17 protein-coding genes and 2 pseudogenes are annotated in these 15,298 nt (G+C 69.8%); 14 read left to right on the forward strand and 5 right to left on the reverse strand.

Annotation, left to right across the window (positions count from 1 at the left end; genetic code table 11):
• Window position 1: 1 nt before the first annotated feature.
• Genes QUE51_RS17395 through QUE51_RS17410 form a run of 4 tightly spaced genes read right to left on the reverse strand, consistent with a single transcriptional unit; the run spans window position 2 to window position 4,381 of the window.
• Complete coding sequence (locus QUE51_RS17395) at window positions 2-1,588, reverse strand: hydantoinase B/oxoprolinase family protein (RefSeq protein WP_286277572.1); 1,587 nt, start codon at window positions 1,586-1,588, stop codon at window positions 2-4.
• On the reverse strand, window positions 1,585-2,472 hold the full coding sequence (locus tag QUE51_RS17400; RefSeq protein ID WP_286279459.1) for a hydantoinase/oxoprolinase family protein: 888 nt from the start codon (window positions 2,470-2,472) through the stop codon (window positions 1,585-1,587). The genes QUE51_RS17395 and QUE51_RS17400 overlap by 4 nt, the downstream gene beginning before the upstream one ends.
• The gene (locus tag QUE51_RS17405) at window positions 2,415-3,623 is read right to left on the reverse strand and encodes a hydantoinase/oxoprolinase N-terminal domain-containing protein (protein ID WP_286277573.1); all 1,209 of its coding nucleotides are present in this window, start codon (window positions 3,621-3,623) and stop codon (window positions 2,415-2,417) included. Before QUE51_RS17405 ends, QUE51_RS17400 begins: the two co-directional genes overlap by 58 nt.
• Entirely contained in the window at window positions 3,620-4,381 is a 762-nt protein-coding gene (locus QUE51_RS17410; protein WP_286277574.1) for an enoyl-CoA hydratase-related protein, read from the reverse strand. Before QUE51_RS17410 ends, QUE51_RS17405 begins: the two co-directional genes overlap by 4 nt.
• A gap of 89 nt (window positions 4,382-4,470) precedes the next feature.
• Between QUE51_RS17410 and QUE51_RS18480 the strand changes: the two genes are divergently transcribed.
• From QUE51_RS18480 to QUE51_RS18330, 14 genes and pseudogenes are all read left to right on the forward strand, one after another.
• Complete coding sequence (locus QUE51_RS18480; protein WP_434017221.1) at window positions 4,471-5,181, forward strand: thiolase family protein; 711 nt, start codon at window positions 4,471-4,473, stop codon at window positions 5,179-5,181.
• A 26-nt stretch (window positions 5,182-5,207) separates the two neighbouring features.
• Window positions 5,208-5,615: an acetyl-CoA C-acetyltransferase gene (locus QUE51_RS18485; RefSeq protein ID WP_434017222.1), complete on the forward strand. Its 408-nt coding sequence runs from the start codon at window positions 5,208-5,210 to the stop codon at window positions 5,613-5,615.
• Window positions 5,616-5,681: 66 nt separating this feature from the next.
• Window positions 5,682-6,086 carry a TrmB family transcriptional regulator gene (locus QUE51_RS17420; protein ID WP_286277575.1) on the forward strand — a complete coding sequence of 135 codons (405 nt, stop codon included), beginning with the start codon at window positions 5,682-5,684 and terminating at the stop codon, window positions 6,084-6,086.
• A gap of 63 nt (window positions 6,087-6,149) precedes the next feature.
• Window positions 6,150-6,401, forward strand: a complete 252-nt coding sequence (locus QUE51_RS17425; RefSeq protein WP_286277576.1) for a phospholipase D-like domain-containing protein — start codon at window positions 6,150-6,152, stop codon at window positions 6,399-6,401.
• Entirely contained in the window at window positions 6,398-6,583 is a 186-nt protein-coding gene (locus QUE51_RS17430) for a hypothetical protein (protein ID WP_286277577.1), read from the forward strand. Before QUE51_RS17425 ends, QUE51_RS17430 begins: the two co-directional genes overlap by 4 nt.
• An 87-nt stretch (window positions 6,584-6,670) precedes the next feature.
• On the forward strand, window positions 6,671-7,621 hold the full coding sequence (locus tag QUE51_RS17435; protein ID WP_286277578.1) for a sugar phosphate isomerase/epimerase family protein: 951 nt from the start codon (window positions 6,671-6,673) through the stop codon (window positions 7,619-7,621).
• A 69-nt stretch (window positions 7,622-7,690) separates the two neighbouring features.
• Window positions 7,691-8,440, forward strand: a pseudogene (locus QUE51_RS17440) (hypothetical protein); the annotation flags it as partial.
• A 157-nt stretch (window positions 8,441-8,597) separates the two neighbouring features.
• Window positions 8,598-9,542: a sugar phosphate isomerase/epimerase family protein gene (locus tag QUE51_RS17445; RefSeq protein WP_286277580.1), complete on the forward strand. Its 945-nt coding sequence runs from the start codon at window positions 8,598-8,600 to the stop codon at window positions 9,540-9,542.
• Complete coding sequence (locus tag QUE51_RS17450; protein ID WP_286277581.1) at window positions 9,539-10,510, forward strand: sugar phosphate isomerase/epimerase family protein; 972 nt, start codon at window positions 9,539-9,541, stop codon at window positions 10,508-10,510. Before QUE51_RS17445 ends, QUE51_RS17450 begins: the two co-directional genes overlap by 4 nt.
• Window positions 10,507-11,733, forward strand: a complete 1,227-nt coding sequence (locus QUE51_RS17455) for a GMC family oxidoreductase N-terminal domain-containing protein (protein WP_286277582.1) — start codon at window positions 10,507-10,509, stop codon at window positions 11,731-11,733. Before QUE51_RS17450 ends, QUE51_RS17455 begins: the two co-directional genes overlap by 4 nt.
• The gene (locus tag QUE51_RS17460; protein WP_286277583.1) at window positions 11,721-11,888 is read left to right on the forward strand and encodes a hypothetical protein; all 168 of its coding nucleotides are present in this window, start codon (window positions 11,721-11,723) and stop codon (window positions 11,886-11,888) included. Before QUE51_RS17455 ends, QUE51_RS17460 begins: the two co-directional genes overlap by 13 nt.
• Entirely contained in the window at window positions 11,885-12,067 is a 183-nt protein-coding gene (locus QUE51_RS17465) for a GMC oxidoreductase (protein ID WP_286277584.1), read from the forward strand. The genes QUE51_RS17460 and QUE51_RS17465 overlap by 4 nt, the downstream gene beginning before the upstream one ends.
• A gap of 4 nt (window positions 12,068-12,071) precedes the next feature.
• Window positions 12,072-12,947, forward strand: a pseudogene (locus QUE51_RS18490) (lycopene cyclase family protein); the annotation flags it as partial.
• 473 nt (window positions 12,948-13,420) lie between these two features.
• Window positions 13,421-13,597: a GMC oxidoreductase gene (locus QUE51_RS18330; RefSeq protein ID WP_350226687.1), complete on the forward strand. Its 177-nt coding sequence runs from the start codon at window positions 13,421-13,423 to the stop codon at window positions 13,595-13,597.
• Between the two features lie 48 nt (window positions 13,598-13,645).
• On the opposite strand, the gene QUE51_RS17475 is transcribed toward QUE51_RS18330, so the two are convergent.
• Window positions 13,646-15,295, reverse strand: coding sequence for a (2,3-dihydroxybenzoyl)adenylate synthase (locus QUE51_RS17475; protein ID WP_286277586.1), 1,650 nt, complete (start codon window positions 15,293-15,295; stop codon window positions 13,646-13,648).
• Window positions 15,296-15,298: the final 3 nt, after the last annotated feature.

The following is a 15,298-nucleotide window of genomic DNA, read 5'->3' on the forward strand; positions in this document are numbered from 1 at the left end:
CTCAGGGGGTCGCCGAAGCCGCCACCCCCGCCTGTCTCGACGATGAACGACTCCCCGGGGGCGAGGGGAAGGGAGTCCGCCTTGCCGCTCGCCAGCGTGGCGATCCGCCCATCGGCCGTCCTGCGCCGGACGGCGTTGGGCAGGGCCGGGGTCCCCCTTCGAGTCCCCAGGGGGCCATCACGGTCCGCTCCACCGAGCTGTTGAAGCGCATGTCCGTCTCGACCTGCCATTCGAAGGTCGTCCCGAGACCCCCGCGGCGCTCGCCGGCACCGCCCGAGTCGGGGCGGAGGGCGTAGCGGACGGCGAGCAGTCCCGAGCGCTTGACCTCGTTCGCCTCGATCGGCGTGTTGTGCGTGTCGCCGTCGTTGATGCAGATCGTCGCGCTCTCCCCGTCGGCATCTCTCCTCGCACCCCAGCCGCCGCCCTGAGCCGCGTGCACGAACACGAAGAGCTGGCCGGTCAGCGGGTCCTGCCCGAAGGCCGTGGCGACGCCGATGTCGGCATGGTGACCCGCGATGGCGAGGTCCGGCACGGCGGGAGCGAGCGCCCGGAAGATGCAGTCGACGAGCGTCATCGGGTAGGTCATCCACCAGCGCATGGCGGCGGGCCGCTCCGCGCTGACCACCGTCCCCGGCGGCAGGATCACCTCGGCGGGCCGGAAGCTGCCGGCGTTGACGGGGCCCTCGGTCGGTGACGTCAGCGCCTTGAAGGCGACGTGGACGGCCGAGATGCCCGCGGCCGCGCCCGAGTTGTAATAGCCGGCCACCTGCGGACTCATCCGCGACAGGTCGACGATGAACCGGTCGCCGTCGATGCGCACCGTGACATCGATGGGCACCCGCTGCCCGACCCTCACTCCGTCGTCGTCCATCTCGGCGGTCGCGCGGTACTCGCCGTCGGGGATGGCGCGGACCGCGGCGCGCGCCCTCCGCTCGCTCGCATCGAACATCGCGCGGAAGGCGGCTTCGAGGACGTCCGTCCCATACCGGGCCGCGAGCTCCGTCACACGGGTCTCCCCTGTGCGGACCGCGGCGAGCTGAGCCCGGAGGTCGCCGAGGGCCAGATTCGAGAAGCGGACGTTCAGCTCGATGATCGCGAGCAGCTCCCGGTCCTCCACCCCGGCCTTCACGATCTTCACCATGGGCAGCTGGAAGCCCTCGGAGTAGATGTCGTGGGTCGTGCCGCCGAGCACGCCGCCGACGTCCGCCCAGTGCGCCATCGATGCGGAGTAGGCGACGACGTGGCCTCCCGCGAAGACGGGAAGCACGACGATGATGTGGTTCAGGTGGCTCCCGCTCAGGAAGCCGTCATTCGTCAGCAGCACGTCTCCGGGGTGCATGCCGTCGACCCCGAAGTGCTCGATCATGGCCTTCACCGCATGCGACAGGCCGCCGACGAACATCGGCAGCCCCAGCCCGATCGAGACGGTCTCGCCGTCCGCGTCGAACAGTCCGACCGTGAAGTCCTGCGCCTCGTAGATGATCTGGTTGTAGGCCGTCCGCATGAGGTTCGTCTTCATCTCATTGGTGATGCCCACGAGGTTGCCGCGGATGATCTCAGCCGTGATCGGATCGAGTCGGTCGTTCATCGGGATGCTCCGATCTCGAGCAGCAGTGCGCCGGAGCCGTCGACGACGGCGCTGTCTCCCGGGCGCAGGAGGGTCGTGGTGGTCTCCTCCTCGATCGCCGCGGGACCTTCGATCCGGTCACCCGCGCGGAGCGCCGCTCGCTCGTAGACGGCGCAGGGACGAGGCCCCTCGCCGATCTCGAAGAGCACGAGACGCTCGGGACGCTGCGCCGCAGCATCGGGCGTGCCGGAGCCCGGCGCGAGGAGCTCCGGAGCCCGGCGCGGGATGGCGCGGACGGCGGAGACCCGCAGGCTCACGATCTCGATCGGCTGCCCCGGCGCGGCATGTCCGAATCGGGCCCGATGGCCCTCGTCGAACGCGAGCCCGAGCGCGGAGGGCTCGATGCGGCCGTCCTCGACCGGCAGCGTCAGCACGTGCTCCTGTCCGACGTATCGCATGTCGAGGGCGATGAGGTGACTCGTCGGCCCCTCGGGCATGCCTCCCTCGCGCAGCGCCGCGGTGCACTCCGCCTTGAGCACCTCGATGCGCTCGCCGAAGCTGTCGTCCAGCTCCGAGAGACGCTGGATCTGCGTCTGCACGATGTCGTGGCGCAGATCGGCGAGCAGCATGCCGACCGCCGAGAAGACCGAGGGGAGCACGGGGATCACGACCCGGGTGATGCCCAGCTCGCGGGCGATGAGTGAGGCGTGCACGGGGCCGTTGCCGCCGTACGCGAACATCGCGAAGTCGCGCGGGTCGAGCCCACGCTCCGTGGTCACGGCGCGCACCGCGGTGGCCATCGAGGCGGCCGCGATCTGCAGGATGCCGTTCGCCGCTGCGGGAGTGCTCATGCCGAGCTGCTCGGCGACAGACGCGACGGCGTCGCGGGCGGCATCGGCGTGCAGGCTGAGACCCCCGAGAGTCTCTGATTCGAGTCGATGATGCCGAGCACGACGCTCGCATCGGTGACGGTGGCGTCCACGCCGCCGCGGCCGTAGCAGGCCGGCCCTGGCTCGGATCCCGCGCTCCGGGGGCCGACGTGGATGCCGCCGCCGATGTCGACGCTCGCGATGCTCCCGCCGCCTGTCCCGACCTCGACGATGTCGAGGCAGGGGACGCGGATGGGGAGTCCCTCGGCGTATCCCCCCACGAAGTACTCGGACGCGATGGGGAACGCCAGGTCTCGGACGATCGAGGCCTTCGCGGTCGTGCCTCCCATGTCGAAGGCGATGGCGTGTTCGTAGCCCAGATGACGGCAGGCCTCGATCGTCGCCACGACGCCACCGGCCGGCCCCGACTCGAGCATCTGCACGCTCTGCCGCCGGATGCGCTCGATGCCCGCGAGGCCGCCGTTGGACTGCATGATCGCGATCGCTCCGCCACCGCTCCTGAAGGCGTCGTCGAGGGAGGCGAGATAGTCCGCCACGACGGGGCCGACGAAGGCATTGGCGGCGACGGTCGACGTGCGCTCGTACTCGCGGTACTCCCGGCTCAGCTCATGCGACAGCGAGACGAAGACGCCGGGCAGCTCCTCGGCGAGGATCTCGCCGATCCGCAGCTCGTGGGACGGGTTGCGGTAGGCGTGGAGCAGCGCCACGGCGACCGACTGGACCCCGTCCGCGCGCAGCCGGCCGGCGATCGTCCGGATCGCCGCTTCGTCGAGCGGACGCTGAGCCGACCCGTCCGCGCGCATCCGCTCGGGCGCCTCGAAGACGCGGCGGCGCGGGATCAGCGGCCGAGGACGGCGGAAGGCCAGGTTGAACGCGTCCGGACGATTGACCCGCCCGATCTCGTAGACGTCGCGGAAGCCCTCCGTCGTGATGAGCGCGGTCTCGGCGCCCCGACGCTCGATCAGCGAGTTGATGACGACGGTGCTGCCGTGCAGGAGGAAGGCGACGTCCTCCACCTCAGTCCCCGAGTAGCGGAGGCCGCTGAGGATGCCGTCGAGCAGGTGAGTCGGGGTGCTCAGCGACTTCCCCACCGAGATGTCGCCGCGCTCGTCCATCGCGACCACATCGGTGAAGGTGCCGCCGATGTCGATGGCGACGCGGCTCATCGCGCGGCTCCCGCACGACCCGCGATGCGCGCCTGCAGGGCCCGGGTCGCGCTCAAGAACGCCGGCCGGGTGGTGGACCAGCGCTGGCGCTGCGTCTCCAGCGCGAGCACGCCCTCGTGATCGGGACTCTCCTCGGCCGCGCGCAGCGTCGACGTCAGGTTCTCGACGAAGTCGCGCTCGAGGTCTTCCACCCGGCGAGCAAGGGTCATGGCTTCCTCCAGCAGGGTCTCCGGCGAGTGGACGGCGGCGACGAGTCCCGCCCCGAGCGCGACCTCGGCATCGAGGACCTCCCCGAAGAGGCTCATCATGGTTGCGCGCTGGCGGCCGATGGCCCGAGTGAGGAGCCAGGTGTGTCCGCCGCCCGGATGGAGGCGGAGGACCGGGAAGCGGCTCTCGAAAAGGGCTTGGGTGGACGCGACCCGCACGTCGCAGGCCAGTGCGAGGTTGAGCCCGGCCCCGACGGCCGGCCCGTTGACGGCGGCGATGGTCGGGAGCGGCGATCTCCGCACCCGCAGGAAGCCCTCATACACAGCGACGACATCGTCGAAGCGGCCCTCGGCAGAATCGATCAGGGTGGAGAGCACGGCTCCCGAGCAGAAGGCCGGCCCTGCACCGGTCAGGACGACGCAGCGGACCGATTCGTCGGCCTCTGCGGCATCGAAGGCGGCCGAGATCGCGGCCACCATCGCCTCGTCCAGCGCGTTCCGCGCCGGCCCCGACAGGGTGATCAGCGCAGTGCCGTCACGGACGTCGAGCAACGCAGGCGAGCCTTCGTCGTTCACGGGCATCATCGCTCCATCGGTCGGGTCGGTTACGAACTACCATAGTAGGTAGGAGGTACCACCGCATGCCCGAAGCTCTGATCGCATCACTCACCCGAACCCCCATCGGCCGAGCCGGCAAGGGGTCGCTCCGCGAGGTGCGCCCCGACGATCTGGCGGCCACGGCCATTCGGTCCGCAGTGCGCCAGTCAGGGATCGACCCGGAGACCCTGCAGGACTCGCTCCTCGGCACCGCCTACCCGGAGGGCAAGGCCGGCGGCAACCTCGCTCGGCGAGTGGTGCCGCTCGCCGGGCTCCCCATCTCGATCCCCGGAGCCACGGTCAACCGGTTCTGCGCGTCGAGCCTGCAGGCGATGCGCATGTCCGCTCATGCCATCTGGGCCGGCGAGGCCGACGCGATCCTCGCGTCGGGCGTCGAATCGACGAGCTCGACGGGTCGCGGCACGCGGGACGAGGACAAGCATCCGCTCCTGCTCCCCGGAGGGCTCGCAGACATGTACATCGCGATGGGCGAGACGGCCGAGAACGTCGCCGACCTCTACGGGATCACCCGGGAGGAGATGGACGAGTTCGCGCTGCGCTCACATCGCCTGGCGATCGCCGCACGCGACGACGGCTCGACGGCCCGCGAGGTCACGCCGGTCAGACTGCCCAACGGCTCCCTCGTCGAGATCGATGACGGCCCTCGACGATCCACCGATCTCGAGACGCTCGCCGCACTCAAGCCCTCGTTCCGGGAGAACGGGAGGGTGACGGCCGGCAACTCCTGCCCCTGAACGACGGCGCAGCCGCGGCGGTGGTGGTGAGCGATCGTCTGGCCGCCGAGCAGCAGCTTCCGGTCCGCGCTCGCATCGTCGCCACCGCGGTCTCGGGCATCGCCCCCGAGCTGATGGGCATCGGGCCGATCGAGGCGGTCGGCCGGGCGCTCGATCGGGCCGGGATGGCGATCGAGGACGTCGACGCCATCGAGTTCAACGAGGCGTTCGCCGCTCAGGTCCTCGCGACCGCGCGCGACACAGGAATGGACATCGATCGGCAGGTCAATCTGCGCGGCGGATCGATCGCCCTCGGGCACCCGTTCGGCATGAGCGGGATCCGCCTGCTGACGACCCTGTTGACGACCTTGGAGGAGATCGACGGGACTATCGGCCTCGTCACACTGTGCGTGGGCGGCGGTCAGGGGATGGCCATGATCGTCGAGCGCCGATGACGACCCTCTAAGGGGTAACTACACGGGTAATGACCATCTGCCTATACTGGCACCGAGGAGGTCGAAATGACTGATGAGACGGTAATGACGGGGTCCCGCCAGCAGCTCTTCGACGCGCTGATCCAACTGGGCTTCAGCCAGTACGAGGCGAAGTGCTACGTGGGACTGATCGGCACGGAGGGATTGACCGGATACGGCGTCGCCAAGGTGACCGGCGTGCCTCAGCCCAAGGTGTACGAGACTCTGCGGCGCCTCGAGCGGCGAGGCGTCGCTCAGCGGATCGCCGACGACCCCGCCGTCTTCGCCGCGAACTCCCCGATCAGGTCCTCGAAGATCTCGCCCGCGAGTTCCGTCGCAGTCACGAGGCGGCGGCCGAGGCCGCGAAGGCCATCCATCACGACGACCACACCTCCCCTCCGTCAAGGTTCGCGGGTTCCGCACACGCGACCGCGTGGTCGCCGCGGCTCGTGAGCTCATCGATCTGGCCGAGCGTCGCGTCTACCTCTCGACCTCCCCCACGAGCTCGACGAGCTGATGCCCGCGCTCCGCGAGGCGGTCCGCCGCGGGGTCGACGTGATCCTCCTCGACTTCGGCGCAGCGGGGCGCGAGGAGCAGGGTATGCGCATCTTCCGCCACGCGAGCACCGACCGCGCGATCTACCGGCATCACCAGGCGCGCCATCTCGCCCTCGTCGCCGACTCCCTCGAAGGCGTCACCGCGGTCGCGGTCGACGGCGAGGAATGGGAGGGGTCCGAACCGCGAACACCGCCATCATCGCCGCGGTGAAGGGCATGATTCGCCACGACATCGACCTTCAGCAGGTCTACGCCGACTTCGGTCCGATGCTCGTCGAGGCGTACGGCCCCGGCCTCCAGGCTCTGGAGACCTACCGAGCGCCCGCCACGGAAGCCTCCGAGCAGCCGGCCGCCAAGCGCCCGCTCCGTCGCGCCGGGCGCAAGACCGCCTGAACCTCGCCAGGCTGCCGACCTTCCACTTTCGATTGCGCAACTACCTACTCCGGTAGGTAGTGTTGCAGACGAGAACGAGGGAGCACGATGACGTGGAAGCGCTGGTCCTACATGGACCACTGGATCACCCGGACACCGCAAGGGCCGCGACAGCCGTCCTTCAACCGGAAGCACACCGAGCGGTATCTGCGCCAGCTGGAGGCGCTCGAGTTCACGGGCTTCGACACCTTCAGCTTCGCCCTCCCCGTGTACGCCGGGCTCTACGGGTCGGTCGGCGCATTCGAGCGAGTGCTCCAGGACCACGGCTTCGCCGGTCTCACGGGGGTCTTCTCGGCTTACCCGTATGCGACGGACTTCGCGGCACCGCATCGGCGTGAGACCCACGACCGCATCGTGGCCGATTTCGAGCGCACAGCAGCGGCGGTGGAGGGCTCCGCGGTCGAGAACGTCATCGTCATGCCGACCAACACGTACTTCCACGTCGAGCCCGTCACGGACGAGACCATCAAGGTCACGGCCGAGCTCTGGAATCGCGTCGGCGCGCTTCTCGCACAGCGCGGGCTCGCGCTCGGCTGCCACTTCGAGTTCTGGGGCGCCATCCGCACCGAGGAGGAGCTGGCGCTCTTCTTCGAGCACACCGATCCCGACCTGGTGGGCTTCTTCTGCGACACCGCTCAGCACACGATCGCCGGCGTCGACCCTCTCGCTCTCTTCCGCCGCTACCGCGAGCGCTGCCGGGGCTTCCACTTCAAGGACACCCACAACGTCGACGATTTCGAGGCGTACCGCACCCCACCCGACGCCGAGCTCATGGCCACCGGCGTCCCGCGCTGGTTCTACGAGATGGGCACGCCGGGCGGGCTCGTGGACTTCCCCGCGCTGATGCGGGAGATCCTCGACAGCGGATTCGACGGATGGCTGACGGTCGAGCACGACAAGGCCGACCTCGGCGGCGGTGACTTCGCGGAGTCCACAGCGGTGGCGAAGTGGTACATCGACAACGTGCTCGCCTCCGCCAGGGCAGGAGCGGCGCGATGACCGCGGGCTGGTCGTACGCCCTCAATCAGTGGCGCCAGTCCCCCACGTCGTTCGTGCGCCTCGAGGAACATGAACGCGCGTTCAAGACGGTCTCCGCGGCGGGGTTCCGCGCCGTCGAGCTGTGGGCCGGAACGGGACGCTGGAGCAACCTGGGCCGGCCGGAGCACCTGCGCCTCAACTACGGCTCTGCCGCAGGCTTCCTCGACCGGCTCGCGGAATGCGGGATCGACGCCGTCTCCAGCCTCACCTGGGATCCGTCGGCTCCGGCGGCCGAGGAGGGCTTCGAGCTGCGCTCGACGTCGCGCCCCGCCGACCACGGCGCGATCCTCCGCGCCGCCGAGACCTACCTCGAGCTACTCTCCGAGCTCGGCTGCGAGCGCATTGTCGTGCGGGCGACGGAACCGGCGGGACGACTGGGTTCCGGGTTCGACGCCGCCGCCGTGGCATCGGTGCTCGATCGGCTCGGCGCCGCCGCGCAGGATCACGGGGTGCGCGTGGCCGTCGACATCGACTGCCTCTCCCCTCCGCTCGGCCGACGGCATCGCGCGGCTGCTCGAGCTCACCGACAGCGCCCTCGTCGACCTGTCGCTCAGCACCGCGGATCTCGTCGTGGCGGGCGTCGACCCGGTCTCGGTCGTCCGCGACCACGCGGCCCGCATCGGGCACGTCCATCTCAAGGACGCCCACTTCCAGGACGAGGAAGAGGGCTACCTGCTTCCGGGTGCGGAAGTCGACCTCCTGCAGGGGAACGCGGGCCGTGAGATCGAACGCTGGTTCTTCGAGTTCGGGAGCGACGCCGGTCTCGTCGACGCTCCCGCTGTGCTGACGGCACTCGGCGACGCCGGCTACGCCGGATGGGTGGTCCTCGAGAGCGACCAGACGTCGAGCCCCGCGACGAGCACGCTCCTGAACGCGTGGTACCTGAGGCACATCGGAGCGACCGGCTTCCCGGTCCGGGCGGAGAGGAGGCTCCGCGATGAAGTGGAGCTACATGGACCACTGGCGGAGCGCCTCCCCCAACGGTCCGATCGACCAGTGGCAGACGCTCGACTCGATGGATCGCTTCCTCAAGCAGGTCGCGGCCGTCGGCTACGACGCGATCGACACCTTCGACCACCGGTACTTCCAGATCATGGACCAGTACGGGTCGGTCTCGAACTACCAGGAGTTCGTGCAGGAGCGCGGCCTCGAGCGCATCGTCAACACGTTCCACGCCGCGGTGTACGACCCGCGCACCTATGCGCCGCACGTCCCCGAGACCCACGCCAACATCCTGGAGGACTTCCGGGTCACGATGGACCGCTGGTCCGGGATCAGCCTCGACAACATCATCGTCATGCCGGCGACCCTCTACTACGACATGGAGCCGGTGACCGACGACAAGATCAAGACGACGGCGGAGCTCTGGAACAAGGTGGGGGCGATCACCCTGGACGCCGGGGTCAAGCTCACCTGCCATCACGAGTTCTTCTGCGGCATCCAGTCGAAGCACGAGCTCGACGTGTTCTACGCGAACACGGACCCGGCACTGGTGAACCTGTTCGTCGACACCGCGCAGCACTGCATCGCCACGGTCGACCCCGTCGACTTCTATGAGCAGTACGCCGACCGGGTCACGGGGTTCCATTTCAAGGACACGCGCCACCAGGACCTCGTCGGCGACTACCGGCGCCGCCCCGATGCGGAGCTCATGGCCACGACGACACCCAAGTGGTTCCACGAGATGGGCGACGAGGGCGGTCTCGTCGACTTCGAGGCCTTCATGCGAGCCGTGGTTCGCAACGGGTACGAGGGCTGGCTCAGCGTCGAGCATGACAAGGCGAACAAGCTCGGCGGAGACCACGCGGAGAGCACCGCCATCGCGCGCTGGTACGCGAAGAACGTCCTGGACCGCATCGTCGCAGAGGAGGGCTCCAAGTGATCGAGTGGTCTTACGCCATCAACCAGTGGAAGCCGTCGTTCGACGACTTCACCCGTCGCCGCGATCACGAGCGGGCGCTCCGTGTCATCTCGATCAGCGGGTTCACGGGCGTGGAGCTCACAACCGGCACGGGACGATGGGAGCCGCTCGGCAACCCCGAGCAGCTGGCGGCGAACTTCGGCTCCGTCCGCGGCTTCGCGGACTTCGTGCGGGATGCCGCGCTGGATCGGGTGAGCAGCTGGTTCTACGACCCGCTCCTCGGCTTCCGGGAAGACCTGTCGGCGCCGGCCGACCCCGCAGATCCCGACGCGCACGCGTCGGTGCGGGCGCATGCGACCTGGTTCGCGAGCGCGCTCGCAGACCTCGGCGGCCAGGTTCTCGTCGTCCGGCCGACGGCATCGGCGTGGCAGCGCCCGCAGCTGGACGACGGCGCCATCGGCACCATCGCGAAGTGCTGGAACGATGTGGGCCGTGCCATCGCTCCCCTCGGCGTCCGGCTGGCGCTCCACTTCGACTTCCTCTCGGCGCTGCGGCCCGACGACGGTCTCGAGCGACTGATCGCCGCGACGGACACCGAGACCGTCGGCTTCTCCGTCGACACCGGTGAGTTCGTCGCCGCCGGACTCGACCCTGTCGCGTTCATCGACCGTCACCCGCACCGCGTGGCCCATGTGCAGCTGAAGAACGCCGCGGCCGTGGACGACCGGGACGAGTACACCCGGCGCAACGCCGAGCACCACGTCCGCAAGGGCGGCGGCGCGCGACCCGTCCCGCGCTGGTTCCTCGAGCTCGGGGTGGCCCCCGGGCTCGTCGACGCGGAGGCCGTGGTCCGCGCTCTGGTCGCGCACGAGTACGACGGGTGGGTGACGGTCGAGTCGGACCTGTCGCCGCATCCGCCGACGAGCGCCATGCTCAACGGCTGGTACCTGCAGCACGTCCTCCAGTCCATCGTCGAGGAGGCACGATGAGAGTCGTCGTCATCGGAAGCGGCCCTGTCGGGTCGGCGTTCGCGCGCAGGCTGATCGAAGGATCGCCCTCCGTCGAGGTCACCATGTTCGAGCGTGGGCCCACCGTGACCGACCCGCCCGGCATGAACGTGCGCAACATCGTCGACCCGGAGGAGAAGCTCCGCGCGCGCCGTGCGTCCCAGGGACCGAAGTCGGGCGAAGGCGACTCGGTAGGGCTGGGTATCCCCATCACCACCGTGATCGAGGGAACGTACACCGCCCGGGCGGGCACGCATCTCGTGGACTTCGGCGGTCCCGGATCCGGGCACTCCTCCGAGTTCCCGGCAGCCGCCATCGCCACGTGCGTCGGAGGGCAAGGCGCTCACTGGACCTGCGCCACCCCGCGGCCCCAGTTCAGCGAGAGGATCCCCTTCATCCCGACGGACGAGTGGGACGCCCTGGTCGAGCGGGCGGAGGCCGTGCTGCACACGACGCACACCGCCTTCGAGGGCTCCGCGATCGCCGCCGGGCTCCAGGCCGCCGTCTCGGCGGCCGTCGACGCCGACCTCCCGCCCGGGTTCGGCGTCAGTCCGCTGCCGGTCGCCGGGGATCTGCAGCCGGACGGCTCGATGAGGTGGACGGGCACGGACACCGTGCTCGGCCCGCTCATCGACTCGGGGTCCGACCTCTCCACCCGCTTCACGCTCCGCCCCGAGACCCCGGTGATCCGGATCGTGACTGAGGCGGGTCGCGCGACCGGTGTGATCGTCCAGCCGAAGGGGGCACCGGAGGAGTTCGTCGCCGCAGATCTCGTGGTCGCCGCGGCCGACGCGCTGCGGACACCTCAGCTCCTCTGGGCCTCCGGAATCCGGCCGCCCGCGCTCGGGCACTACCTGAGCGACCACCCCGGCGTCTTCAGTGTGGTGGCCATCGACGGCGACAAGCTCGACGGACGGCTCACCCTCGACCAGATCGAGGCCGAGCGGGCCAGGATGGCGGCGGCCGGCACGAGCGATCCCGTCGCTGCGGTGCTGCGGGTGCCCTACTCCGAGCCGGACCACCCGTACTCGTCGCAGATCCTCTACATGTACGAGTCCCCCTGCCCATTCCGGAGGACCACCCCCTCCACGGCAACGCGTGGGGCTATGCCAACGTGGGCTTCGGGGTCCGGAAGTTCGCACGCTACGAGGACTGCGTCACCTTCGATGACGACGAGCTGGACTATGCGGGCATGCCCAACATGACCATCCACTACGAGCTCACGGAACGGGAGGAGCGGGAGATCGCAGGCGCGCGCGCCAGCCAGGCTCGGGTCGCGGGCGCCATCGGCAGCTTCATCCCGGGGGTGAGCCGGCCGTCATGCCGAACGGTGCGAGCCTGCACTACAAGGGCACGATGAGGATGGGCCCCGCCGACGACGGCACCTCCGTCTGTGATCCGCGGAGCCGGGTGTGGGGTTTCGACAACCTCTACCTCGCCGGCAACGGAGTCATCCCCACCAACACCGTCGTCAACCCGACCCTGATGAGCGTCGCGATCGCGCTCCGGGCCGCGGATTCGATCCTCGAGGAGCTGTGACAGCGTGAGCGACGCCACGACATACGATCTGGTCATCGTCGGCAGCGGTCCGGCTGGCAGCACCATCGCCCGCGAGATTTCCGAAGCGAGACCGGGTGCGCGGATCCTGCTGGTGGAACGCGGTCCCCAAACCACTCCGCGCGCAGGCGAGTCGGTCAGGAACCTGGATCCGGAGCTGCGGGCGAAGGCGGAGCGGCTCTCGCAGGGCCCGAACGCCGACGGGCGCACCACCGTCTCGGACTCCCGCCAAGGACGACCCGTGGCGCGACCGGGCACGTTCCTCCTGACCGAGGTGGTCGGGGACGACCCGCAGACCGACATGCCGGGCGCTCTCGCGAGCGCGGGAGTCGGCGGGATGGGGCAGCACTGGACCTGCGCGTGCCCCTCGCCTGGCAACACCGAGAGGGTGCCGTTCATCCCCTCGGACGAGCTCGACGACCTCCTCGAGCGAGCCCGAGAGCTCCTCCACGTCACTCAGGACGCCTATCCGCGCACCGGAGTGCGGGCCGCCGTCGAGCGCGAGCTCGGGGCGGTCTTCGACGGTGGCCGCCCGGCGGATCGTCGCGTGCAGGCGATGCCCCTCGCCGCAACCCCGACGCCGAGCGGCCGTCCCCGCTGGTCCGGAGCGGACACCGTGCTCGGGCCGCTCGCCGACGAGCTCACCCGTCCGGAATCGTTCGAGCTGCGCCCCTCGACCCTCGCCCGGCGCGTGCTGGTGGACGAGTCGGGAACGGTCCGCGGGGTGGAGCTGGAGGACCGGCTGACCGGCGCCCGGTCCGAGGTGCGCACCGAGCGCGTGGCGGTCGCCGCCGACGCGTTCGGCTCACCTCAGCTGCTCTGGGCCTCCGGGCTGCGGCTTCCCGCCCTCGGCCACTATCTGAACGACCAGCCGCAGGTCATGTGCTCCGTCTACCTCGACCCCAGGATCGCGCCGCCGGATGAGATCGCGGAGAGCGCGGGCTCCGAGCGCGAGGCGATGACCGGCGTGAGCTGGATCCCGTTCAACGCGCCCGACTACCCGTTCCACGGCCAGATCATGCAGCGTGATGCCGCCCCCATGGTGGTCGGCGACGTCGAGAGCGACGACCGGCGACCCATCGTCGGACTGGGCTGCTTCACCACCAAGGACATCCGCTTCGAGGACAGGGTCGAGTTCAGCGAGGACGAGGTCGACTTCTTCGGGATGCCGGCCCCGCGGATCCATTACGGCCTCTCGGACACGGACCGCGCCACCATCGACCGGGCCATCGGGATCGTCACCGGTCTCGTCCAGCGGATGGGGGTCTCGGTCCCCGGCGGTCACCCCGGCTGGTGCCGGCAGGCAGCTCGATCCACTACCAGGGCACCGTCCGAATGGGCGAGACGGACGACGGCGAGAGCGTCTGCGACCCGTGGGGGCGGGTGTGGTCCGTTCCCGGCCTCTACGTCGCCGGGAACGGCGTCATCCCGACCCCCACCGCGTCGAATCCCACGCTGACGTCCGTCGCGCTGGCGGTTCGGACCGCCTCGGCGATCGCGGCCACCATCTGACCCTGCTGGCCGCGGCGAGCGCCTGATCCGGAGGATCGACCTTCCGGATCAGGCGCTCGTCGCTGCGATATCCGCGACCAGGTCCTTCTTCGACACCTTGCCGATCGGGGAGAGCGGGAGCTCGTCGTAGACGCGGAGAGCCTCCGGCAGCTTGAACCGCGCGAGGTCGAAGCCCGCGAGGAATTCGACGAGCTCGGCCAGCTCGAGCCGGGCGCCCTCGCGCAGCACGACGCAGGCGCACATGCGCTCGCCAAGCACCGGGTCGGGCATGGGCACCACGGCCGCGAGCACGATCGACGGGTGCGAGAGCATGAGGTTCTCGATCTCCTCCGCCGAGATCTTCTCGCCTCCCCGGTTGATGAGGTCCTTCCGGCGGCCGGCGACGACGTAGTTGCCTGAGGCGGTTCGGACCATCAGGTCGCCGCTCAGATAGAACCCGTCGTCGGTGAAGGCCAGCCGATTCTGCTCGGGCGCGCGGAAGTACCCGCGGAGCGTGTACGGACCACGGGCCGCGAGCTCACCGATCTCGCCGTCGGGCACATCGCGGCCGTCCTCGTCGAGCAGCCGCACTTCGTCGTCCGGGCAGATGGGACGGCCGACGGTCTCGAGCCGGACGTCCTCGGGATCGTCGAGACGGACGAACATCAGCAGCCCTTCGGCCATGCCGAAGTTCTCCTGCACCTGAGCGACCGGGAACACCTCGGGCACGCGGAGTCGCGTCTCCGGCTGCAGGCGCTGGCCTCCGCTCTGGATCACCCGCATGGTGCCGAGGTCCGCCTTCGTCTCCTGCTGGGCCTCGAGGAGCTTGATGAGGAGGGCGGGAACGAGGTGGATGTGAGTCGCTCCGTCGCGGTCGATGCGCCGGAGGATCGCATCCGCTCGCGGGACCGGCATGAGGCTGACGGTCGCACCGGAGAAGAGGAATCCCTGCATGCCCGGGCAGGCAAGGGGCAGGTTGTGCGAGAGGGGAAGGACGTCGAGCAGCACGTCGCCCTCGCGGATGTCGCACACGGATGCGGCGAGCTTCGAGTTGAACGCGTAGTCGTTGTGGCTCCGCGGGATCAGCTTCGGGATGCCGGTCGTGCCGCCCGAGAGCTGGAACACCGCGGGGTCCTCGGGGTCGATCGTCGCCCGCAGCGCACGGATCTCCTCCTCCGTGGAGCGCGGGGTGCGCACGTGGAGCTGGTCGATCGAGACCCGGGCACCGCCCTCCTCGACGGGCCCCTCGACGAAGTGCAGGCGCAGGGAAGGCTGCTGCCCGGCGACGCGATCGAAGAGCTCCAGGTAGGAGACGTCCTTCGCTGTGGCGGGGGACGCGAGCGCCACGGCGTCCGCGAGCCGGACGAACTGCTCGACCTCCCGGTAGCGGTGCACCGGCAGCGCCATGACCGGGATCGCCCCGAGGTGCTGCAGGCCCAGGTAGAACGACGGGAAGAGCGCCGTGTTCCGCAGCTGGACCACGACGCGGTCGAGGGGACGGAGACCCAGGTCGAACAGGTTGCGGGCGACGATCATCGATCGCTCCGCCAGCTCGGCGTAGGTCAGACGCTGATCGTCGTCGAGGATCGCGACCCGATCCGCGTACGAGCGGAACGCGTCCTCGTAGTGCTCGATGAGCAGCCGGTCCTCCCAGTACCCGGCGGCCCGGTACCTGGCGGCGAACTCGGAGGGGAAGCGGACGACGCCGTCGAGGGCCACGGC

It is taken from the genome of Naasia aerilata (assembly GCF_030296595.1).
GTDB lineage: Bacteria > Actinomycetota > Actinomycetes > Actinomycetales > Microbacteriaceae > Naasia > Naasia aerilata.